A 20,003-nucleotide genomic window follows, 5' to 3' on the forward strand; every position below is an offset into this window, starting at 1 on the left:
TTTACTCATCGTTTTCTGCCCTGTTAGAGTGAGTTCAAATTCTGGTGTATACCAAAAACAACAATCATGGATATTAGGATGAAAAACGAATACTTACTGCTAACTCCTGGACCACTTTCGACATCAGAAACGGTCCGTGAAGCTATGTTAAAAGACTGGTGTACTTGGGATGATGAATACAACAAAGACATCGTAGAAGTGATTCGTATTAAATTGACAAAGCTGGCGACTCAACACCAGGGCTATACGAGTGTACTTATGCAAGGCAGTGGAACAGCGTCAGTTGAAGCAACCATTGGCAGTGCGATAGCAAAAGAAGGCAAACTGCTTGTTGTTGACAACGGTGCCTACGGCGCTCGAATTGCACAAATCGCACAATACCTAGATATCCCTTGCCATGTAGTTTCCCCAGGCGAAACATCACAGCCACACTTGAACGAGGTGGAAACTGCATTGGCAACGGATCCAGGTATTACTCACGTTGCCATTGTTCATTGCGAAACAACAACTGGCATGCTGAATCCAATTGAGGCTATTACTCAATTGGCAAAACAACACGGTAAAGTTGTCATCCTAGACGCGATGTCTAGCTTTGGCGGTATTCCAATGGACATTGGCGAAATGGGCGTCGACTTTATGATCAGCTCTGCCAACAAATGTATTCAAGGTGTACCAGGGTTTGGTTTTGTCATAGCAAAGCAAAGCGAACTGGAAAGATGCCAAGGGCAAGCCCGTTCATTGAGCCTAGATTTGTACGATCAGTGGAAGTGTATGGAAATGAACCATGGAAAATGGCGTTTCACATCTCCAACTCACACTGTACGCGCGTTTTACCAAGCGCTGTTAGAGCTCGAACAGGAAGGCGGGGTTCAGGCACGTCACACTCGTTATCAAACTAACCAGACAACTCTAGTCGAAGGTATGCGTTCATTAGGCTTTGAACCATTGTTAAGCGATGATCTTCACTCACCAATTATTACTTCTTTCTACTCCCCGACTCATCCGGACTATCAATTTAAGGCGTTTTATGACCGCCTGAAAGAGCAAGGGTTTGTCATCTATCCGGGCAAGGTATCTAACGCAGATTGCTTCCGAATTGGCAATATTGGCGAAGTATACCCGCAGGATATTGAGCGTTTGATCGGTGCAATCAAGAACGCCATGTACTGGAAAGAAGCGCAAACGGTAGCTTAATCATGACTCAGTCGATAAAACCAACCCACTTTCGCAGTGAAGGAGATGTGAATACCACGCCTGCTCGACAGGCTTGGAACGCATCCCTAAACGACGAACGTACGCAAGAACTGCTACAGCGCGATAGCGACGTCTTTCTGCATCAGGCCATGTCTACACCGTGTCTGGACGCACTTGAAGCAGCCGAAGGAATCTATATTCAAGATGCCACAGGCAAAAAGTACATGGATTTTCATGGCAACAACGTTCACCAGCTCGGCTACGGTCATTCACATGTGATTAAGCGTGTCACCGAACAGATTGCGAATCTGCCATTTTCGCCTCGCCGCTTCACCAATGAAACCGCGATTCAATGCGCTGAAAAACTCACGCAGATCTGTGGTGGAGAGCTCAACAGAGTCTTGTTCGCCCCAGGCGGCACATCGGCAATAGGCATGGCACTCAAGTTAGCTCGTCATGTCACTGGCAACTTTAAAGTGGTCTCTTTGTGGGACTCTTTTCACGGTGCCTCTCTGGACGCAATCTCCGTTGGCGGTGAAGCCTGTTTCCGTGAAGGTATGGGCCCTTTAATGGCAGGAGTAGAACGTATTCCGCCTGCTGTATCCTACCGCGGTGCTTTCCAGAACGCCTCTTCTGATGGTAGCGATGTTCACTATGCCGACTATCTGGAATATGTGATTGAAAAAGAAGGCGGCATTGGTGCTTTTATTGCCGAAGCTGTGCGCAATACCGATGTTCAGGTACCCAGCAAAGCCTACTGGAAACGTATTCGTGAGATATGCGATAAGCACAATGTCATGCTCATTATTGACGACATTCCTAACGGCATGGGGCGCAGCGGAGAATGGTTCACGTATCAAGCCTATGACATCGAACCTGACATATTGTGTATTGGAAAAGGTTTTGGTGGTGGATTGGTTCCCATTGCAGCGATGGTAACCAAAGACAAATATAACACTGCAGAGCAAATTTCTATGGGTCATTACACCCACGAGAAGAGTCCAATAGGCTGCGCCGCTGCACTCGCAACTATGGAAGCTATAGAGCAAGAAGGTTTACTGGAAAAAGTAAAAGACGATAGCGAATTTGTACGTGAAAAGTTGCTGGAAATGAAAGAGAAATACCCAGTAATCGGAGACGTTCGCGGCATCGGTTTACTTTGGGGCGTAGAACTCGTGACAAATAGGCAAACCAAACAAAGAGCGTTTGATGAAGCGGAAGCCGTACTTTATCAATGTCTGAATAATGGCTTGAGCTTTAAAGTTTCTCAAGGCAATGTTATTCAGCTCAGCCCACCATTAATTATTTCACGTCAGCAACTTACCGAAGCGCTGGCTATCTTTGAAGAAGCGATTGCCAATGTATGTAATGAACACAACTACTGATAACAGGATATCAATTATGACTCACTCTCACTCACCGATTCAGGCTGTCATCTTTGACTGGGCTGGCACCATTGTAGATTTTGGTTCATTCGCACCAACCAGCATCTTTGTTGAAGCATTCAAACAAGGTTTCGACTTTGATATCAACTTAGCAGAAGCACGCGAGCCAATGGGGCTTGGAAAATGGGACCACATTCAGGCGGTAGGTCGCCTTCCGGCTGTAGATAAACGTTGGAATGAGCAGTTTGGTCGTTCTATGAATAGCGATGACATTGACCGTATTTACGCAACCTTTATGCCCCTGCAAAAAGCAAAAGTCGCTGACCACGCAGAACCCATCCTGAACGCGATTCAAGTCGTCGATGATTTAAAAGCTCATGGCATCAAGATTGGATCTTGCTCTGGTTATCCTCGTGAAGTCATGGATGTGTTAATCCCTGTCGCTGCTGACTATGGTTATAAACCTGATTATGTTGTTGCGACAGACGACCTTCCTCAAGGAGGCCGCCCTGCACCTTATATGGCACTAAAAAACGTCATCGAGCTGAACGTAACGGATGTAAAGTCATGCATTAAAGTGGATGACGCGGCACCTGGCATCGACGAAGGACACAATGCTGGTATGTGGACGGTAGGCCTACTGCTTTCTGGCAATGAAGCGGGTTTAACGTTTGAAGAATATCAGAAGGCTGATGAAGCAACACTGAATGCTGCGCGTGAAAAAGCGAAAGTGAAGTTAATGAAGAGCGCGCCACATTACTTGATTGACACAATCTCTGAGCTACCTGACGTGGTTAAAGATATTGAACGCCGTCTGGAAGCGGGTGAGCGTCCTTAACCCAGCAGTTCGTTCATAGTAGAAAAGCCAGTAGCCCTTTGCTACTGGCTTTTGTTTTTAAAAAGACAACAGGCGTTGCATTTCCACAAGGAACTCTACCATTACCACAGTGCCTTCCTCAGTGAGTGTCCAGCAGAACAGGGCAAAATTGGCAAACAGCGTTAGCCAGAATAAACTCTTAAAGCCAATGTCATTGTACTTATGGTGCAACACAGATTGAGCAAGCAAAGCTCCCGGCCAGCCTCCGACAATATTCAAAACGTGAAAAGTCAACGAAGGAACACGCCACCCGCCAGTGTGAAGTGCATGTTTATCCAGTGCATAAACCATATAAGCAATCGTGCTTAACGCAATATAAAGGACAAACGACAGCGGTGGATAATCAAGAAGAAACACACTTGCTACTAGCGTGGTAAAAAACCAAATCGCAATAGACAAAGAGAAATTAAACACAACTTGCCTTTCGACATTGACAGCACGGATACCACCTTGGGCATCTTTCGCCAATCGAAACTGAACTCGCTCACTGATTCTTGGAGGATGACCGTATGCTTCTAGGTCACAAAGATGAAACTTGATTTGTGCTTCCTGATCATCAACCGAAATATACCCGTAGCCCTTAGTATCGTGCCACTCACTAATGGTTCCTTGAATCGCCATTATGGTCCCTCACTCTCTCAGGCTCCCTGCCTAAGATTCCTTAGCCAAACACAACGTATTTTCGTTTTACTTCTTAGTTCTAGTTTAGTTGCATAATCAACAAGTCGCCTAATAAAACATTCAATAATGCCTCACTCATTTAATATTCAGATCAAGAATCAATACTGACAGGTTCTGACACTCCCCTGCCATAAACTCAGTTTCGAACTCAACACCAACAGAAAAGGAGTAATACAATGGAAAACGTAATTGAAATGGTTAGCTTTAAGCTACTGGCAGGAACAACATCTGAAGACTTTATCGTAGCCGCCAATCAAAGCCAGAAATTCGTTGCGACATTAAAAGGCTTCCAATATCGTTCTTTAAGCCATGATGCAGAAAACGATACATGGACCGATGTGGTCTACTGGGACTCAATGGAAGACGCTAAGTCGGCAGGCGAGCAGTTTGTAAACTGTGCAGAGTGTCAGCCGTTAATGGCATTGATTGATTCTGAATCGGTCAACATGCAACATCAAGTTCTACGTATGAGCGATCTGGCCGCTAAGTATCAGTAGAATTGACTTAACGCTAGCTTAAGGAGGGTGCATAATGTGCCCTCCTGTAAGGAGAAAGGAACAGATGAGTAAATCTGAACGACTGTTTGAGCTGCTGACTTTGCTACGCTCAAAACGTTATGCAGTCACAGCTTCTGAGCTAGCCCAAACTATGGAAGTGAGCGAACGAACTATCTACCGAGATATTCAATCACTCATGAATTCCGGGGTTCCAATTCAGGGCGAAGCAGGCGTTGGTTACATCTTACAGGCGGGCGCGCATTTGCCACCATTGATGTTCTCAGAACGAGAAATGATGGCACTGGAACTCGGAATGAGGATGGTTCGAGCTTGGTCAGACAGTGATCTAGCAGATGCTTCCATCAGCGCATCAAACAAAATCCTCTCCGTATTGCCAGACAAACTCAAACAACAGGTTGAGAGCTTTCCGATACTGGTGCCTGACTTTTATACTCAGACCGAATCGGCTCGCCACGGGCAAATGCTCAGACATGCAATTGATGCAAAGTTGAAAATAGAGATTGATTACGTCGCTGAAAGTGGGGCTAGAACGAAGCGTACTCTGCAACCTCTCGGGCAAATGTTTTGGGGAAAAGTCTGGACGCTAGTCGCATGGTGCGAACTAAGAGACGATTATCGTCACTTCAGATTGGATCGGATTGAAAAGCTAAGCATCCTAGACCAGCAGTTTGAGACCAATAAAACTAAGTCTCTAGAACACTTTATTACGCTTTACTCACCAAAGGACTAGCAGGCAACTCTTAAGATGAGCGGGGAAATGTTGACCGCCATCATACAACCATTCATGTCATTTACCACGTCGAACTCAACATATTCCATAATGTACGGCGGTCCTTCGTCCCTACTCATATCTCTGAAATGAAAGAAAACTTTCTGATGTGAATTTTTCTTAATAGATATTAAACCGTAGCCATGTTTGGCATCATACTCAATGATTGTTCCCTGCATAATCTTTCCGTACATCTTTTGTCTATATTGACAATAAATACTCACTGCAGGGAATAATGGATCACACAGTAATTAAGCGCGTAGAATACTCTTCAGTTCAAGTAGTGATTCAACCGTGTAGTTTGGTTCAATCCCTTCCACTTCATCTTCTTGAGTTGTATTTAACCAGCAGGTCTCAATCCCAAAGTTAATTCCACCTAAGATGTCAGAATGAGGGTTATCACCCACCATCAACACTTTACTCTTACAAGGGTTGCCCATCTTTTCCAATGCGTGAGAAAAAATCCCCACATCTGGCTTAGCGATACCGACTTCTTCAGAAATAATCACGTGCTCGAAGTAATCTGTCATTCCTGTTCGTTCTAATCGAATCGCCTGAAGTTCAGTAAAGCCATTGGTAATGATCCCTAGCTTGGCTTTACCTTGTAATGCCTCCATCAGTTCTTTTGCTCCGGGTAGCAAGGTACAAATATCGGCCATTGCATCAAGAAAAGCGCTGTTCAGTTCAGAGGTCGTTGTTTCTAGCTTCTCAGCCCAAGTTTTAAATCGGGTGTGCTTTAATTCATGTGCAGTGATAGTGCCATTCTGATAATCCACCCAAAGAGGTTTATTGACCGTTTGGTAATGGTTGTAGTCTTCTTGGGTAAATTCAATCCCTTTGCGAGAGAACATCAGCTGCATCCCTTTAAAGGCATCAAAATGGAACAGGGTTTCGTCAGCATCGAATAAGATCCAATCGTATTTCATTTTTCTCTCCTCAATTTTCATCGCTAGTGTAGATTGTTTTCCACAAGATGATAATCTACTAATCAAGAAACTGATTGTTTACTATTACTCAACCAATGCAAGCCTATTCATCAATACCTGTTTTTGTCGCTGTAGTGGAAAGTGGTAGCTTCTCCACTGCCGCTGAAAAGCTCCATATCACCAAGTCCGCGGTCAGTAAGCGCATTAACCAGCTGGAAGATGAGTTGGGTATTCGCCTGCTTAATCGTACCACTCGCAAATTAAGCCTCACCGAAGCCGGACAACGCTATTACGATTATGTCGCCCAATCACTTAGCCTTGCACAACAAGGTATTGATGCCGTTACTGAACTGCAAGGAAAGCCAAGGGGTAAGCTCAAGATTACGGCACCAATGTCCTTCGGTGTTCTACACGTTGCTCCTTTGGTCGCAGAATTTCTGACTCTGTACCCAGATCTGGAAATCGACCTGCAACTGGAAGATCAAATGGTAGACTTGGTCCAAGACGGGTTTGATTTAGGCATCCGCATTGGTCATCTACCACTTTCTAACCTAGTTGCCAAAAGGCTAACCACTTGTCGTAGCATTCTTTGCGCCTCTCAATCTTACTTGGATGAGCATGGTGAGCCAGAAAAGCCCAGCGATCTTAGCCTTCACAATTGTCTACGTTACGCCTACTTTCGTGGCGGCAGCGAGTGGACTTTCGAAAGCCCTACAGGGCCAGTTAGCGTGGTACCGAAAGGTAAACTGGTCGTAAACAACAGTGAAGCAATCCGCAGAGCACTGCTGGAAGGCTTGGGGATTGGTCAATTGCCTACATTCATCGTGGCAAAAGACATTGCAGCCGGTACGCTCAAACCCATTATGACGGCTTACACACTCCCTTCTCACTCTGTTTATGCTGTTTTTCCAGAAAGAAAGCACTTACCACTAAAAGTCCGCGCGTTTGTGGATTTTATCGCCGAGAAATTTGGATCAGACGTTCCCTATTGGGATTTGATTCAGCCTGCACATAAACCTTGAACGATGAGTCACTTAAGATGTGACTCCGTCCTCACATAGCGCCGAATTCCCCGACTCTAACTCTATTTCATGACCTGAAACAAAGGTGAGAGCACTATAGAGTCACACAATTGAGCCATTCTTTGTTCCGTTGTATCCGAGGTCTTTATGAAACGATTTTTTCCTTCTAGCGTGATGCTCACTCCGTTCGTGGTTAAACATTATTCTGAACCAGAACAAGGCGATACCAATAAGGGCTCTAGTCCTAACCCTGTTGAGAAAACAGAAAATGAAAAGAAAAAGCACATAAAAAAGAAACAATAACGCTTTCTTTGTTCCATTAAGGACGACTTGATGTAAGCTAAAAACGTCAGTTTGATAAGGAAACAAATAATGAAAAAGATTGCAGTTATCCTCAGCGGCTCAGGTGTATTTGACGGCGCTGAAATTCATGAATCCGTGCTTGCGCTACATGCCATCGAAAAACAAGGAGCAAGCTGGCATTGCTTCGCGCCAAACATTGAGCAGCTTCATGTGATAAACCATATTACTGGGGAAGAAATGGCGGAGACACGCAATGTCTTGACTGAAGCTGCTCGTATAGCACGGGGCAACATTGAAGATGTGGCGAAACTCAATGCTGAAGAATTTGACGCACTCCTTCTGCCTGGTGGGTTTGGTGCGGCAAAAAACCTGACTGATTTTGCAATCAATGGAGCCGAGTGCAGCATCAATACTCACGTTGCTTCTGCTTGTCGAGCTTTCGCCCAAGCCAGAAAGCCAGCCGGCTATCTGTGCATTGCACCAGCTATCATTCCGATGATTTACGACAGTGGCGTCAAAGGGACAATCGGTAATGATGAAGCCACTGCTTCTGCATTCAATGCATTGGGAGGCGAACATATTACTTGCGAGGTGGACGACATCGTCTTCGATGAAGAACACAAAGTGCTTTCAACACCTGCATATATGTTAGCGGGCAATATTTCTCAGGCAGCCAGTGGCATCGAAAAACTAGTAAGCAAACTTATAGAAGTTGCTTAATTTCTCCATTCAACACTACAGCCCTCTGCTCAATCAGAGGGCTTTTTTAATTTTCCACACAAAGCCATCGCTGAAGAATATTACGACAATCACGATTCCTGTTGAACAAACGGTTGCGATAACCCACTAATATTTAACATTTTTATCACTACCCGAATACTCATCTGACCAAGCTCACAAATCCAGTGCACACCTACCACTTTTGGGTAGGCAAATTGTTTGAGATCAAAATTGCTACGACCTTGGATATGCCAATCTATTTGTAGTTTTTATTCTAAATATATTCGGAGCAAGTCGATGACAAGTGCATTTTTTATCCCTACTGTAAACTTAATGGGTGCTGGCTGTTTAAAGGACGCAGCAGACAGCGTGCAGTCTCAGGGCTTCAAAAAAGGTCTGATCGTTACAGACAAGATTCTTAACCAAATCGGTGTAGTAAAACAGGTTCAAGATCTACTGACAGAACGTGACGTCCAAACTGTAGTTTTTGACGGGACTCAGCCTAATCCAACCATCAGCAATGTAAATGACGGTCTTGCTTTATTGGCAGACAATGACTGTGATTTCGTTATCTCTCTAGGTGGTGGTTCACCGCATGATTGCGCTAAAGGTATTGCATTAGTGGCTTCAAACGGTGGCAAGATCGGTGACTATGAAGGTGTTGATCAATCTGCAAAACCAATGCTGCCACTCATTGCCATCAATACAACTGCCGGTACTGCGTCTGAAATGACTCGCTTCTGTATCATTACTGACGAAGAGCGTCACATTAAGATGGCCATTGTGGACAAGCACACCACTCCACTGATTTCAGTGAATGATCCAGAGCTGATGCTGGCAAAACCCGCTTCATTGACAGCAGCAACAGGTATGGATGCTCTAACACACGCTATTGAAGCGTATGTTTCTATCGCTGCAACACCAATCACTGACGCCGTCGCCATCAAAGCTATTGAGCTTATTCAGGCTCATCTGCGCACCGCTGTCGAAAACGGTGAAGATATCGAAGCTCGCGAACAAATGGCTTACGCGCAATTTATGGCAGGCATGGCGTTCAATAACGCGTCTCTAGGCTATGTTCACGCGATGGCTCACCAGTTAGGAGGCTTTTACGATCTGCCACACGGTGTATGTAATGCGATTCTTCTACCACATGTACAGCGCTACAACGCGCAAGTGTGTCCTGATCGCTTACGTGATGTGGCTAACGCAATGGGTGTTGACGTTGAGGGCATGACGGCAGAACAAGGCGCTGAAGCGGCAATCAATGCGATCGTAGCGCTTGCGAAAGATGTGGGCATTCCAGTAGGTATCAAAGAACTGGGTGCGAAATCTGAAGACATCCCAACACTGGCTGATAACGCGCTAAAAGACGCGTGTGGCTTTACTAACCCGAAACAGGCGACCCACGAAGAAATCTCTTCAATCTTCGAAGCCGCCATGTAATACCATTTTCTTTTCCTAACTCAAGCCTCCTCCGGGAGGCTTTTCTATTCAGAGAAAAGTTCAATATGCGCGGGTTAAAAGACCCAGTATTGAGGCATCAGTTTCACCAAAATACAAGGTCACCGACTTGGTCTCGCCTTGTGCAAAACTACCATCTTGATCAATACGCGTTGGCGACACATAGTGCTCATTACCAAAATAACCTTTGATTTGCTTAGGCTTTAAAGTGATCCCGCCACCAGAGTTGTTCGTCACCATCGCTTGTACCATGCGCTTGCCACCTTGACTGCTATAAATGTCGTAAGATTCTAAACTGAAGTAGCTGTGTGCAGGTTTATCGCGATTTTGCTTTGGTTCTGGAACATAAACCGAGCCGTCCATTGTTCGAACATAGTGCATCGTATCTTGAGACTTTTCGATGCTGTTTTTAATATCTCCCAGGCCAATGTCATCACCATTATCTGCAGCGTAAGCAGATAAAGGGCTTATTGAGGCGATTACTATGAGTAAATAGCGAGCTAGCATTACGTATCCTAATTGTGTTGTTAAAATTCAGCGGCGCACAAGTTTAAGAAACACCTATTAACATTTGTCAATCAGACGTTAATTTGCCTTCATTAACGAGTTAAGATCTCATAAAAGCAACCCAAAATAATTGATCGAAAAATACGCCAAATATATAAGAGAACAAAACATCCAAGAACGTAATCATTTCATGTGGTTATTGATACTTACTTTATTAAAACCAAGCTGTTAGCAAAGACTCTTAAGCAATGTAGAATGCTGCTATCGATTCAAGCAAGGAGTGTGGAATGATGAAAGTAAGTATTGTTGGTTTAGGCAGTCTTGGAGGATTTCTCGCCGCTCGACTGTCTTCTTTTCCCGATATTCAAATCCAATGGGTTTATAGAAAGAGTTCCATCAGGCAGGACGAACAGGTGTTACTCACCTATCCTGAAACCGATGAGCCACTAATCGGTCAAGCACACGCCACCAGCTACGGGTTAGAACAGGTGACAGGTGATGTCGTGTTTATCACAACCAAGGCACACGATAATAGCGCCTTATTCTCTCAAGCCAAAGCTTGGACAAACAAAACGATCGTTTTACTCCAAAATGGCATTGGGGAAGATGAAAAACTCGCTCAAGCACTCGATTCAAGTAACGCAATCATCAGCGCAATCACTCATTTAAAAGCCAGTTACACCACCGCCCCTTATCAGGTCACTTTGCATAATCAGTTACTGGATTGTGTTTACGCTGTCCATCAAGGCCAAGCGAACCCGTATCTGGATTCCATATTGAGTCACGCCTTTGACGAGGTAAAACGCGAAACAAGTACTTACCATGCGAGGCTGCCAAAACTTATGATTAGCTTCGCTGCTAACGCTGCGTCGTTTATCTTTGATTCAGACATGTATGGCCTGGCCAATAACGCCAAGTGTCGCGCGTTGATGCTAGATATTGAACAAGAGTTCTTGGTTCTGTTTGATGCTTTATCTATTCCGCACCCCAAACTCACTATTTCTGAGCTACTCTCCTTGTTAGATGCCCCCAGCTACCAGAATGCCTATTTCAGCATGAAAGAAGATTTCGACAATGGAAAACAAGTCGAGTTTGAGGCCATTTTCCAAGCTACGCGAAACTTAGCCGCCCTTCACCATGTGTCATTCACTCGTGGTAATCAAGTTTGTCACACGCTGGAGAACTTGCTGAGGAAGTAGAATGACGTGAAGCGCTATCGCAATAGGTGCGTAGCGCTTACATCGATCATTTTGAAAAGGTCTCTAGATGCTGAGATCTTCAAGCAAATCCGACTTAGTACGCAACTGCGCTGGCAGTTCTATACGTTGTTGCTCGATAATCTCTCCATCCATTGCCTGAAAAACAGTCTGAGCCACTTGCTGAGCAATACCTTCTAGGTCTTGAGAAGATGTTGCAATAAACGAGTTAGACGATTGTAGCGCTTCCAATGCAGGGGCTGTTCCGTCTATTCCCACCACTTTGATGCGACCGGAATATCCTAGTTCGTCTATCGCCTTGGCAGCAACCAGTGCCGGCCTATCCCACGCTGACCAAATTCCTCGGATTTTTCCTTCGCTATCAGCGGTAAGAACTTTCGCCAGTTTTTGTTTAAAAGCTTGGTAATCAGATTTAGCAACATCTGGCTCTATAGTGCTGTGGACTCGAATTTGGTGATGGTTTTTAAACTCTTGCTTGGCTGCCACTTCTCGCTCGTAAACAGGTGGATATGCTCGATAACTCACCATCACAACCTCTCCTTGAAAGTTCATATCTTTCGCAAGGTAGGCCGCCGTTTCACGAGCCATAGCGGTATTGTCACTGGTAATGTTAGCGACAAAATACCTTGATTGAGCAGAGTCCATACCGACGACAGGAACACCTTGCTCTTTCGCTATCATTAAATATTCTTCGATTGAGCTTGGGTCTGCGTTAATGACAATGGCCGATGGTTTCGACTTAGCATAAAGACTTTCACCAAGTTCAACAGGATCCGAGACAAGATTGACGTTCCAGTGATTATCCCATGACACCTCCTTAAGCTTGTCGACCATGATTCTGGTACCGGGCTCTTCAATCCAAGGGGTATAAAGAAGGATGTCTTTGGTATCACTTGCATAGGCTATATTACTCAGTTGTAACATAGGTGCAAGCAAGGCAGATAACTTGAGTAGCTTCATTTTCTTCCATTTAATTTAATGACTTATATCAAGAACATATCAAGCTCTTCAACCTGTTCAACAAACTCAAGTTTAATCAAGACATTTAAACTTAATTAATCTTATGTAAATTGTCTTAACTGTCTAAAACTAAAACAATATCCACCCAATCTAAGATAAGGAGTAGTCATGATTTTTTGGGTGTTGTATTTGGTGGCAATATACGTAGGAGTGTCTTTATTTGTTCCCGAGATTCGAGAGCTAGTGTTAACCGCAGCTATCCTTTTCAGCCCACTGTGCTTGGGCTTGCTTCTGCTGTTTAGCAGAGAAAACGAATATCGCTTTATGGTCGTCATATCCTTTTTGGGCTCTATCGTTTTACTGGCTCTAATCCTCGCCCAGCATCATTTATCGCCCTCAACTCGCGGGATCGCCTTCTTAGCATTTGTTATGCCGATTGCGTTCTTTGTCGACAGGATCATAATCGGTGTAAAAAACAAATACATGAAAAGAACTAGGGAGTTCTAGCGGCGTACCCAACACGGCATTAAAGATTGTGATTCGTTCGTGAGATTAGGTTTACAGAAGAAGGTTTTATTATTGTGAGCAGCCTGCTCTGGGCGTATTACCCAGAGCCTAAGCCATTAGTCGACTTTGTGGTATAGATACGCTGCTCTTTCTGTGAACAGTATAAAGCCATTATTGGCTCGTTCTATTGGAACGACAGTCATATTCTCTCTGCCCATTGTACCTGGACCAATGACCACTTTTTCACTGAATGGAATGTCTCGATCCGATGGCTGAAACGAGACATGCTCTTGTTCATAAAGCGATAAACGATAATTGTCATATACGTAGACTCCTTTTGTAAAAGAGCCACTTTTCTTTCTTGTATACAGATTGAGCTCATACATACTATTCGAGTTTAACTCTAACTCAGTTCGCAGCCTCAGCATCAAATCTTCTGTTTTACTCTTGGTCGCTACGTGGGACTCTGTATCCGAATAGTAAACACCGGATAAACGTCCGTAATTTTCTGAGTGATAATACCAGCCTGTGATGAATGGCAGCGCTGAAACCAACGCGAGCACCGCCTTATTCACAGATCACCTCAGCAATATTCGATGGAAAACTCAGTGATTCCAGCTCTTCATTTATGATGATAGAGATACCATCATTTGTTATCACCGCAGAACGACCAAAGTCTTTCCTGTTGCCGCTAGATTTAGAGATGTACGCACACGAATCATATATCCTATACGAGTAATCTTTTGCGGTATCTGGCCCTTTGAACCCTTTGAAGGCTGCACTGGCGTACATACCCGATGAGAAGCATACACCTGAGAGCGCGATATAAAATATGGTCCACCGAACGTTCAGTTTGCCTACAAAACTGCTCGTATCTTTCTCTATAGGTTTCAAGCATTCATGCTCAATGACTTGCTGAGGCTGGGCACTATCAATTTCGCCAACAAATCGATAGCCTTTACCACGCTCAGTTTTAATGACCTTACCATATTTATCGTCAAACGCTTTCCTACAATAAGACAGCGCATTCATTAAACTACTTTCTTCGACAAACACACCTTTACGCGTCCATACATGGTCCAACAAGTCCTTCTTGGACAGTAAAGTATTAGAGTTATCTATGAAGTAGTTTAGTAATTCAATTTCATTTACTCCTAAGCTAACGATGTAATTTGTTTCTGTGTTTTTTACGATTCCTTTTTCAAGATCAACCTCGAAAGATCCATTAATTGTAATCATTATCCTTGCCAATTTTATTTCTGTATTTATTTATAATTTCGAAATCAGTTTAGAATTTCGATAATGGGCACTTTATATTTATGCCTCTTTCTACACATAAGTTAGGGATAAAAACGGAGTTTTTATGACCTTTTCTTCACTTTAAACATTTATTGATGCCGACAGCATGGCAATAACAACAATGAGTACAGCAACTGTACAGAATACTAAAAGCGTGAGCAAAAACCGATGGTTAATAATCTAATTAAGGTTTATATATCTTTAATATTCGTAAAAAAGCATTATATCCGTATAAAAAATCACCAAACATACATAATAAATATAGGAAATTAAATATTATAAAAATAAACTATCAAGATAAAAGCAATAGAATTAATATTAATTGTAAAACACTCTATAAGCCATCAAGTCAATAAAGCAGTGTCAGTTAACTTTAAGCTGCTTCAAAACAAGCGCTGACACATCATCACAAAATAAACTTATTAAAAATACCAATGCATCGTTTTGTGACTACACTACCTAAACTAACGGAGGTAGTTATGAAGATACAGTTAACGGTTATTCTCGCGCTTGTCAGCGTATTTGCTACTGCGGGCGAAAATAAAATTTACAATGTAAATGGTAATGATTATGAAGGTTACTGGGCAAAAGTCAGTGACGATGCACCATTAGTCTTACTCGTTCACGACTGGGACGGTTTAACCGACTATGAGATGAAGAGAGCTAAGATGCTCAATGATTTAGGCTACAACGTTTTCGCTGCAGACTTATTTGGTAAAGGCGTTCGACCAACCGAAGTAAAGGATAAAAAGCAGCATACAGGTGAACTGTATAAAGATAGAGACAAACTAAGAACCTTGATGCAAGGTAGTTTAGATTATGCTACCACTCTTGGTGGTAATGCCAATAATGCCGTTGTTATGGGTTATTGCTTTGGTGGCGCTGCAGTATTGGAATCTGCAAGAGCTGGGATGAATGCCAAAGGTTTTGTAACTTTTCATGGCGGGCTAAAGACACCTCAAGGTCAATCTTACCAAGAGACAACCGCTCCTATACTGGTTTTGCATGGTACTGCTGACAGTGCGATCCCAATGGAACAGTTCGCAGCATTGGCAAGCGAGTTAGAAGCCCAGAACGTAGCCCATGAGATGATCACCTACAGCGGTGCTCCTCATGCCTTTACTGTATTTGGCAGTGAACGTTATCGAAAAGAAGCAGATGAAAAATCTTGGCAGCGCTTTACGGAGTTCCTTGCCTCTTCAACAAACTAATCTCAATTAGACCAGAGCCTCAACGCCTCGAATCCATCTGGGTAGATTCGCATTGAACCAATCTAGATATTTTTGAAGTTGAGGCTTTTGGCGTTCATAGAGCAGATTAGTGACTTCAACCACTATCCAAGCTTTAGCAATGATCACATGTCGGAATAATTCCTCTCTTGGCATCGCTTTATGTACGTTCATGTAGCTATCGACAATGCGCAGCATGGCTTCTTCATCCCCCAACCCTTTGATTAAAGGAACGAGATCTATCGCTGGGCTACCCGTGCTGAAGCGTTCCCAGTCAAACAAAACCAGTTCCCCATTCTCTCTGCGACCCCAGTTACCATCATTGGTATCACCAGATAAGAGCGTTGGGTAATCAAAAATGACATGACTTTGGGATTGCAACTTTTTCAGCACGTTCTGTTCTTGAGAGCTGAGAGATAGGAGCTGAAATGCTGTACGCAGAGCATCGTCACTCCAGCTATGCTGTTTAAACGCCCAGTCCGAATCAATTGGAGTTTGGTGTATAGCCGCGATCTGACTAAACACTTGACTTGAACTGGTTAGCTCCTCCAATGTTACGGCACGAGGAATGTACTCTATGACGATGGAATCACCTTCGGCGTGGACAAGAGAAGGTGAATGCACTCCTCGTTCACTCAACACATTAGCAGCAGTGAAATAGAAACCTCGCTCTATTTCGTTAACGCCTTGTTTCTGAATGTATCTCTTCCCTTGTCTTTCTATCAAACGGACTTTCGCGCTGCCCATTTGTGACAGTTCATTGTCTGTACCCATACTCTCAACCGCCGAGAACGTTATTAATCTATGTTCATACACTACCTGCCTTTCAGTAGTGACCAAAACAAAAACGCCCCATAACTTTGTTACAGGGCGTGTAAGTTTCACTTTTAGCGAATGTTAAGGCGCTGAGTCCACTTCGACTGGAAGGTAGTGTTTAGGCTCAAGTTTAAGCCACTCAGGCAGCACGGTACCAATGGAGATAGAAGACCAAGTGCCCGACAGAATGCCGATAAACATCGCGATCGCAAACCCTTCCAGAGCATTGCCTCCCATAATCCACAAAGCAGACACCGTTAGTAAGGTTGTGCCTGAAGTCACCATGGTTCGAGAGAACGTCGCAATTACTGCTTGGTCGTTAATCTCGTCTGTAGGCGTCTTCTGTTTTGCTACCAGTAACTCTCGAATTCGGTCTGCGATAATGATGGAGTCATTCAATGAGTAGCCCAGTATCGCCAAAATCGCGGCAAACACGGTCAAATTGAATTCCATTTGTGTCGCAGCAAAGAAACCTAATACCAATACGACATCATGCAGTAGAGCAAGCAATGAGCCACTCGCAAGCCTCCATTCAAATCGGAAACACAAATAGCCCAGAATACACAGCATCGAAATCAGCAAAGCCAGTCCACCTTGGTCTACCAAGTCCTGTCCGACTTGCGAACCCACCATGCTATTGCTGACTACATCAACCTGATGAGAGACCCCAGACAGTATAGATTTGATGTCTGGTGCCGTCGCCTCGTCTTCTGGAATTGGATAGCGGATAATCCAACGACCATCCTGATCAGAATGCGTCACTGAAGTAAATTCACCTAATGAAGGCTGAAGTGCTTCAAGTAAATCGTTGTTATTCAGGTTTTTGTCCACCTGCACTTCTGTCACCATGCCTCCGGTAAAGTCCAACCCCATATTGAGGCCTTTTACCGCGAATGCACCAAGTGAGATAACCATGAGTGCAACCGAAACAAAGCTGGTGATGTAACGGATGCGACGGATATTTTGTTTTAGATATTCAACCATAATTAAACCCTTACATCACGACGGCTATCGCGTCCCCAAACTAAGTTGATAATTGCACGAGAGGCAAACACGCCACTGAACATACTGGTTAGCAATCCAAGCCCTAACGTCAGAGCGAAGCCTTGAATTGGGCCGTTACCGATTGAATACAGAACAACCGCGGTGATCATGGTTGTGATGTTGGCATCTAGAATGGTGCTCAGCGCACTCCCAAAGCCCAAATCGATGGATTGAGCAAAGGTTCGCCCTTCCGCCAATTTATCTTTGATCCTTTCGAATATCAGGACGTTTGTATCCACCGCCATACCCACAGTTAGTACCAAACCAGCGATACCCGGTAGTGTTAATACAGCGCCCGGTAGTAGAGCAATTAAACCCAGCAGGCTAACCATGTTGACCACAAGTGCAACATTAGCCACCCAGCCCAAACGTCGGTACCACAACGCCATGAACGTCAGTGTCATCGCCATGCCCAAGGCTAACGCAGCAAAACCATTTTCAATGTTTTCTGCACCAAGTGATGCGCCGATGGTGCGCTCCTCAACGATCGTGACAGGAGCAGTTAGTGAACCTGCACGAAGCAGCAATGCCAAGTTCTGTGCTTCATCCAGAGAGCCTGCTCCTGTGATTCGGAACTGACTACCTAACTGGGATTGAATGGTTGCAACACTGATGACCTTCTCGCTACGTTCTGTCTCGCCATTAGCATTGGTGGTGTACTCTCGGTACACGGTCGCCATTGGCTTACCAATATGCTTGCCGGAGAAGTCGCTCATGGTTTTACCACCCGAGTGATCCAGCGAAATATTAACTTCTGAGAAACCCATTTTGTCCACGCCAGCACGTGCATTAACGATGTGTTCACCGGTTAACACAGGGCGTTTTGACAGCACAACATCACGACCATCGTTGTCCTTAAGCACAATGTCGCCATAGGACACACCTTCGGATGGCGATTTCGCTTCATGGAAGGCTAATGTCGCCGTCGCGCCAATGACGTTCTTCGCCTGAGAGGGATCTTGCACACCCGGCAGTTCAATGCGGATGCTGTGCTCACCCTGACGCTGTACCAAAGCTTCCGTGATCCCAAGCTCTTCAATACGATCACGCATGATTTTCAGGTTTTGCTTGATAGTGACAGTTTGAAACTCAGATTTGTTCTGCACTGTCGGCTTAACTGCTAGGTAGTCTGAATGACGCTTGATGTCCCAACCTGGATAGTTTTGACGAATATAGTTCGCAGACTTAGTTAAAGCCTCGCCTGAATTACTTTTCAGGTCGAACCCATCCACGCCGACCTGCGCGAACTTAACGCCTCGAATGTGCTCTTGGCGTAGCATGTCTCGCATTTCATCGACTATGGTGTTGCGTTGCTCTTCAAACGCTTTATCCACGTCCACATTCAATAAGAATTGCACACCACCACGTAAATCCAAACCGAGTTTGATTGGGTTGAAACCCATAGCACTTAGCCATTTTGGTGCGACAGACACGTAAGAGAAGGTAATGGCGTCTTGCTTGCCCAATAAACCATTCAGTGCTTCGCGTGCATGGGTTTGATCGGTTTCGTTATCGAACACCAATGTGGTTGAGTTCTCTTGCTGAGTAATCTCGTTAGCGTGAATGTTTCGTTGTTCCAAGTAGCGGTTTAGTTCCACTGGATTGTCGATAACTTTATTTCTTTGTGACGTTGTCACCTGAATGGATGGCTGCTCACCGTACCATGTGGGGATCGCACTGAGTGCAAGCACAATAACTGTCACGATCAGCACTGCGTATTTCCATGCCGAGTAGCGGTTCATCACTCTCGCATGTTTCGTTTTCGGCGTATTTTTCTTCATAGTTATATCTTTACATGCAGTACCCAATCAAAGTCTTAGCTGAGATAGGTACAGAAAGTCATCTGACTCTTAAGTTTGGTCAGTCGTAAAATAATGGATTGAATCTGTAAGAAGATGAGTACTTTGTGCCAATGCGTAAGATGGCTAAACAGCAGAGGTGATAAGTGAGGTGCCAAAGGGCTTAAAGCTAGCCGATAAAACTAACCACACCTGTCTTACAGATTTGATAGAAGTCGTTAGACGAATTGAGCGTTCAGGGCCACATACAGCGCGTTGGATTCTTTCCAACCCGAAATGCGATGATTTGAAGTGAAAGAGTTTTCGACCCAGCAGCCATTCTGGCCCAGTGGGTAAGAGTAAAGACTATTTAGAGGCAGAGACGCCTGACTGGAATAATGGCCATCGCTGGTTCCCGGTGCTTCTCCTTCCTCTGAATGACGATCAGATAAGCTCCAACGATTAAACTGAACAATGGCCAAAACATCGGTGTCAATTTCAGACTGTGACACCGGACTTTGAGATGTTTCTTTTTGTTGTGACTCTTCAAACAGAGTCTGATAATCCGCTTGGGATTGAGGTAAAACATTAGCCGTATGGCGATTTAAGCGTGCGCTGGCTTCATTTTCGGCTTGCGCAAAATACGCCAATGCTTGCGTTGGTAACACCATCGCAAGCAAAGTAAGCCAGAAAAACTTGATTAAACGTTGAGCCATTCACGACACCAATATTAGAAGACGACTGGATGGTAAGTCCAAGTCTGCCTATAAACAACTAAAATGTTCTA

Annotated in this window: 23 protein-coding genes; 12 read left to right on the top strand and 11 right to left on the bottom strand. The window is 44.3% G+C overall.

What is annotated here, in order from left to right; all coding sequences use genetic code 11:
* The first annotated feature begins 78 nt into the window (after positions 1-78).
* Genes phnW through phnX form a run of 3 tightly spaced genes read left to right on the top strand, consistent with a single transcriptional unit; the run spans position 79 to position 3,417 of the window.
* Positions 79-1,194: a 2-aminoethylphosphonate--pyruvate transaminase gene (gene phnW / locus IX95_RS06340; protein ID WP_038157959.1), complete on the top strand. Its 1,116-nt coding sequence runs from the start codon at positions 79-81 to the stop codon at positions 1,192-1,194.
* Positions 1,195-1,196: 2 nt separating this feature from the next.
* Entirely contained in the window at positions 1,197-2,579 is a 1,383-nt protein-coding gene (locus tag IX95_RS06345; RefSeq protein WP_038157962.1) for an aspartate aminotransferase family protein, read from the top strand.
* A 16-nt stretch (positions 2,580-2,595) separates the two neighbouring features.
* Positions 2,596-3,417: a phosphonoacetaldehyde hydrolase gene (phnX, locus tag IX95_RS06350; protein ID WP_038157964.1), complete on the top strand. Its 822-nt coding sequence runs from the start codon at positions 2,596-2,598 to the stop codon at positions 3,415-3,417.
* Positions 3,418-3,474: 57 nt separating this feature from the next.
* On the opposite strand, the gene IX95_RS06355 is transcribed toward phnX, so the two are convergent.
* Positions 3,475-4,077 (bottom strand): DUF1294 domain-containing protein, encoded by a 603-nt coding sequence (locus IX95_RS06355; RefSeq protein WP_019274425.1) that lies wholly within the window; start codon positions 4,075-4,077, stop codon positions 3,475-3,477.
* A gap of 236 nt (positions 4,078-4,313) precedes the next feature.
* On the opposite strand from IX95_RS06355, the gene IX95_RS06360 reads away from it, so the two are divergent.
* Positions 4,314-4,634, top strand: a complete 321-nt coding sequence (locus tag IX95_RS06360; protein ID WP_019274424.1) for a hypothetical protein — start codon at positions 4,314-4,316, stop codon at positions 4,632-4,634.
* A gap of 64 nt (positions 4,635-4,698) precedes the next feature.
* Entirely contained in the window at positions 4,699-5,385 is a 687-nt protein-coding gene (locus IX95_RS06365) for a helix-turn-helix transcriptional regulator (RefSeq protein WP_038157966.1), read from the top strand.
* On the opposite strand, the gene IX95_RS06370 is transcribed toward IX95_RS06365, so the two are convergent.
* Both IX95_RS06370 and yjjG read right to left on the bottom strand, forming a co-directional pair.
* A complete protein-coding gene (locus IX95_RS06370; RefSeq protein WP_327196114.1) occupies positions 5,382-5,618 on the bottom strand; it encodes a cold-shock protein in 237 nt (78 codons plus the stop codon). The two genes, IX95_RS06365 and IX95_RS06370, sit on opposite strands and share 4 nt — an antisense overlap.
* A 57-nt stretch (positions 5,619-5,675) precedes the next feature.
* Complete coding sequence (gene yjjG, locus IX95_RS06375; RefSeq protein ID WP_038157967.1) at positions 5,676-6,350, bottom strand: pyrimidine 5'-nucleotidase; 675 nt, start codon at positions 6,348-6,350, stop codon at positions 5,676-5,678.
* Between the two features lie 95 nt (positions 6,351-6,445).
* Between yjjG and IX95_RS06380 the strand changes: the two genes are divergently transcribed.
* The 4 genes from IX95_RS06380 to yiaY all read left to right on the top strand — a co-directional run bounded on the left by IX95_RS06380 (position 6,446) and on the right by yiaY (position 9,841).
* Positions 6,446-7,372 (top strand): LysR family transcriptional regulator, encoded by a 927-nt coding sequence (locus tag IX95_RS06380; RefSeq protein ID WP_038157971.1) that lies wholly within the window; start codon positions 6,446-6,448, stop codon positions 7,370-7,372.
* A 147-nt stretch (positions 7,373-7,519) separates the two neighbouring features.
* Positions 7,520-7,675: a hypothetical protein gene (locus IX95_RS26615; protein WP_171354507.1), complete on the top strand. Its 156-nt coding sequence runs from the start codon at positions 7,520-7,522 to the stop codon at positions 7,673-7,675.
* A 69-nt stretch (positions 7,676-7,744) separates the two neighbouring features.
* Entirely contained in the window at positions 7,745-8,395 is a 651-nt protein-coding gene (elbB, locus tag IX95_RS06385) for an isoprenoid biosynthesis glyoxalase ElbB (RefSeq protein ID WP_038157976.1), read from the top strand.
* Positions 8,396-8,692: 297 nt separating this feature from the next.
* Complete coding sequence (yiaY, locus tag IX95_RS06390) at positions 8,693-9,841, top strand: L-threonine dehydrogenase (RefSeq protein WP_038157978.1); 1,149 nt, start codon at positions 8,693-8,695, stop codon at positions 9,839-9,841.
* 60 nt (positions 9,842-9,901) lie between these two features.
* Here yiaY and IX95_RS06395 read toward each other — a convergent pair whose 3' ends face one another.
* Positions 9,902-10,366: a hypothetical protein gene (locus IX95_RS06395; protein ID WP_038157979.1), complete on the bottom strand. Its 465-nt coding sequence runs from the start codon at positions 10,364-10,366 to the stop codon at positions 9,902-9,904.
* 287 nt (positions 10,367-10,653) lie between these two features.
* Between IX95_RS06395 and IX95_RS06400 the strand changes: the two genes are divergently transcribed.
* Positions 10,654-11,565 carry a ketopantoate reductase family protein gene (locus IX95_RS06400; RefSeq protein WP_038157980.1) on the top strand — a complete coding sequence of 304 codons (912 nt, stop codon included), beginning with the start codon at positions 10,654-10,656 and terminating at the stop codon, positions 11,563-11,565.
* A 63-nt stretch (positions 11,566-11,628) separates the two neighbouring features.
* Here IX95_RS06400 and IX95_RS06405 read toward each other — a convergent pair whose 3' ends face one another.
* Positions 11,629-12,543 carry a substrate-binding domain-containing protein gene (locus IX95_RS06405; protein ID WP_038157981.1) on the bottom strand — a complete coding sequence of 305 codons (915 nt, stop codon included), beginning with the start codon at positions 12,541-12,543 and terminating at the stop codon, positions 11,629-11,631.
* Between the two features lie 168 nt (positions 12,544-12,711).
* Between IX95_RS06405 and IX95_RS06410 the strand changes: the two genes are divergently transcribed.
* Entirely contained in the window at positions 12,712-13,050 is a 339-nt protein-coding gene (locus tag IX95_RS06410; protein ID WP_038157989.1) for a hypothetical protein, read from the top strand.
* Between the two features lie 116 nt (positions 13,051-13,166).
* On the opposite strand, the gene IX95_RS06415 is transcribed toward IX95_RS06410, so the two are convergent.
* Positions 13,167-13,625, bottom strand: coding sequence for a hypothetical protein (locus tag IX95_RS06415; protein ID WP_038157996.1), 459 nt, complete (start codon positions 13,623-13,625; stop codon positions 13,167-13,169).
* Entirely contained in the window at positions 13,618-14,289 is a 672-nt protein-coding gene (locus IX95_RS06420) for a winged helix-turn-helix domain-containing protein (RefSeq protein WP_038157999.1), read from the bottom strand. Before IX95_RS06420 ends, IX95_RS06415 begins: the two co-directional genes overlap by 8 nt.
* Positions 14,290-14,828: 539 nt before the next feature.
* On the opposite strand from IX95_RS06420, the gene IX95_RS06425 reads away from it, so the two are divergent.
* Positions 14,829-15,560 carry a dienelactone hydrolase family protein gene (locus IX95_RS06425; RefSeq protein ID WP_038158005.1) on the top strand — a complete coding sequence of 244 codons (732 nt, stop codon included), beginning with the start codon at positions 14,829-14,831 and terminating at the stop codon, positions 15,558-15,560.
* Positions 15,561-15,566: 6 nt separating this feature from the next.
* Here IX95_RS06425 and IX95_RS06430 read toward each other — a convergent pair whose 3' ends face one another.
* The 4 genes from IX95_RS06430 to IX95_RS06445 form a co-directional block, all read right to left on the bottom strand.
* Positions 15,567-16,352 carry a phosphotransferase family protein gene (locus tag IX95_RS06430; protein ID WP_038158007.1) on the bottom strand — a complete coding sequence of 262 codons (786 nt, stop codon included), beginning with the start codon at positions 16,350-16,352 and terminating at the stop codon, positions 15,567-15,569.
* A gap of 123 nt (positions 16,353-16,475) precedes the next feature.
* Positions 16,476-17,378 (bottom strand): protein translocase subunit SecF, encoded by a 903-nt coding sequence (gene secF, locus IX95_RS06435; protein WP_038158008.1) that lies wholly within the window; start codon positions 17,376-17,378, stop codon positions 16,476-16,478.
* A 2-nt stretch (positions 17,379-17,380) separates the two neighbouring features.
* Positions 17,381-19,219 carry a protein translocase subunit SecD gene (gene secD / locus IX95_RS06440; RefSeq protein ID WP_038158009.1) on the bottom strand — a complete coding sequence of 613 codons (1,839 nt, stop codon included), beginning with the start codon at positions 19,217-19,219 and terminating at the stop codon, positions 17,381-17,383.
* 236 nt (positions 19,220-19,455) lie between these two features.
* Positions 19,456-19,932, bottom strand: coding sequence for a hypothetical protein (locus IX95_RS06445; protein WP_038158013.1), 477 nt, complete (start codon positions 19,930-19,932; stop codon positions 19,456-19,458).
* Between the last annotated feature and the right edge of the window lie 71 nt (positions 19,933-20,003).

Source organism: Vibrio sp. B183, from assembly GCF_000740665.1.
Taxonomy (GTDB): domain Bacteria; phylum Pseudomonadota; class Gammaproteobacteria; order Enterobacterales; family Vibrionaceae; genus Vibrio; species Vibrio coralliilyticus.

Excerpts from the sequence above, each read along its gene's own strand:
- phnW (WP_038157959.1), top strand. The coding sequence starts at position 79 with ATGAAAAACGAATACTTACTGCTAACTCCTGGACCACTTTCGACATCA.
- IX95_RS06345 (WP_038157962.1), top strand. The coding sequence starts at position 1,197 with ATGACTCAGTCGATAAAACCAACCCACTTTCGCAGTGAAGGAGATGTG.
- phnX (WP_038157964.1), top strand. The coding sequence starts at position 2,596 with ATGACTCACTCTCACTCACCGATTCAGGCTGTCATCTTTGACTGGGCT.
- IX95_RS06355 (WP_019274425.1), bottom strand. The coding sequence starts at position 4,077 with ATGGCGATTCAAGGAACCATTAGTGAGTGGCACGATACTAAGGGCTAC.
- IX95_RS06360 (WP_019274424.1), top strand. The coding sequence starts at position 4,314 with ATGGAAAACGTAATTGAAATGGTTAGCTTTAAGCTACTGGCAGGAACA.
- IX95_RS06365 (WP_038157966.1), top strand. The coding sequence starts at position 4,699 with ATGAGTAAATCTGAACGACTGTTTGAGCTGCTGACTTTGCTACGCTCA.
- IX95_RS06370 (WP_327196114.1), bottom strand. The coding sequence starts at position 5,618 with ATGTACGGAAAGATTATGCAGGGAACAATCATTGAGTATGATGCCAAA.
- yjjG (WP_038157967.1), bottom strand. The coding sequence starts at position 6,350 with ATGAAATACGATTGGATCTTATTCGATGCTGACGAAACCCTGTTCCAT.
- IX95_RS06380 (WP_038157971.1), top strand. The coding sequence starts at position 6,446 with ATGCAAGCCTATTCATCAATACCTGTTTTTGTCGCTGTAGTGGAAAGT.
- IX95_RS26615 (WP_171354507.1), top strand. The coding sequence starts at position 7,520 with ATGAAACGATTTTTTCCTTCTAGCGTGATGCTCACTCCGTTCGTGGTT.
- elbB (WP_038157976.1), top strand. The coding sequence starts at position 7,745 with ATGAAAAAGATTGCAGTTATCCTCAGCGGCTCAGGTGTATTTGACGGC.
- yiaY (WP_038157978.1), top strand. The coding sequence starts at position 8,693 with ATGACAAGTGCATTTTTTATCCCTACTGTAAACTTAATGGGTGCTGGC.
- IX95_RS06395 (WP_038157979.1), bottom strand. The coding sequence starts at position 10,366 with ATGCTAGCTCGCTATTTACTCATAGTAATCGCCTCAATAAGCCCTTTA.
- IX95_RS06400 (WP_038157980.1), top strand. The coding sequence starts at position 10,654 with ATGATGAAAGTAAGTATTGTTGGTTTAGGCAGTCTTGGAGGATTTCTC.
- IX95_RS06405 (WP_038157981.1), bottom strand. The coding sequence starts at position 12,543 with ATGAAGCTACTCAAGTTATCTGCCTTGCTTGCACCTATGTTACAACTG.
- IX95_RS06410 (WP_038157989.1), top strand. The coding sequence starts at position 12,712 with ATGATTTTTTGGGTGTTGTATTTGGTGGCAATATACGTAGGAGTGTCT.
- IX95_RS06420 (WP_038157999.1), bottom strand. The coding sequence starts at position 14,289 with ATGATTACAATTAATGGATCTTTCGAGGTTGATCTTGAAAAAGGAATC.
- IX95_RS06425 (WP_038158005.1), top strand. The coding sequence starts at position 14,829 with ATGAAGATACAGTTAACGGTTATTCTCGCGCTTGTCAGCGTATTTGCT.
- IX95_RS06430 (WP_038158007.1), bottom strand. The coding sequence starts at position 16,352 with ATGGGTACAGACAATGAACTGTCACAAATGGGCAGCGCGAAAGTCCGT.
- secF (WP_038158008.1), bottom strand. The coding sequence starts at position 17,378 with ATGGTTGAATATCTAAAACAAAATATCCGTCGCATCCGTTACATCACC.
- secD (WP_038158009.1), bottom strand. The coding sequence starts at position 19,219 with ATGAAGAAAAATACGCCGAAAACGAAACATGCGAGAGTGATGAACCGC.
- IX95_RS06445 (WP_038158013.1), bottom strand. The coding sequence starts at position 19,932 with ATGGCTCAACGTTTAATCAAGTTTTTCTGGCTTACTTTGCTTGCGATG.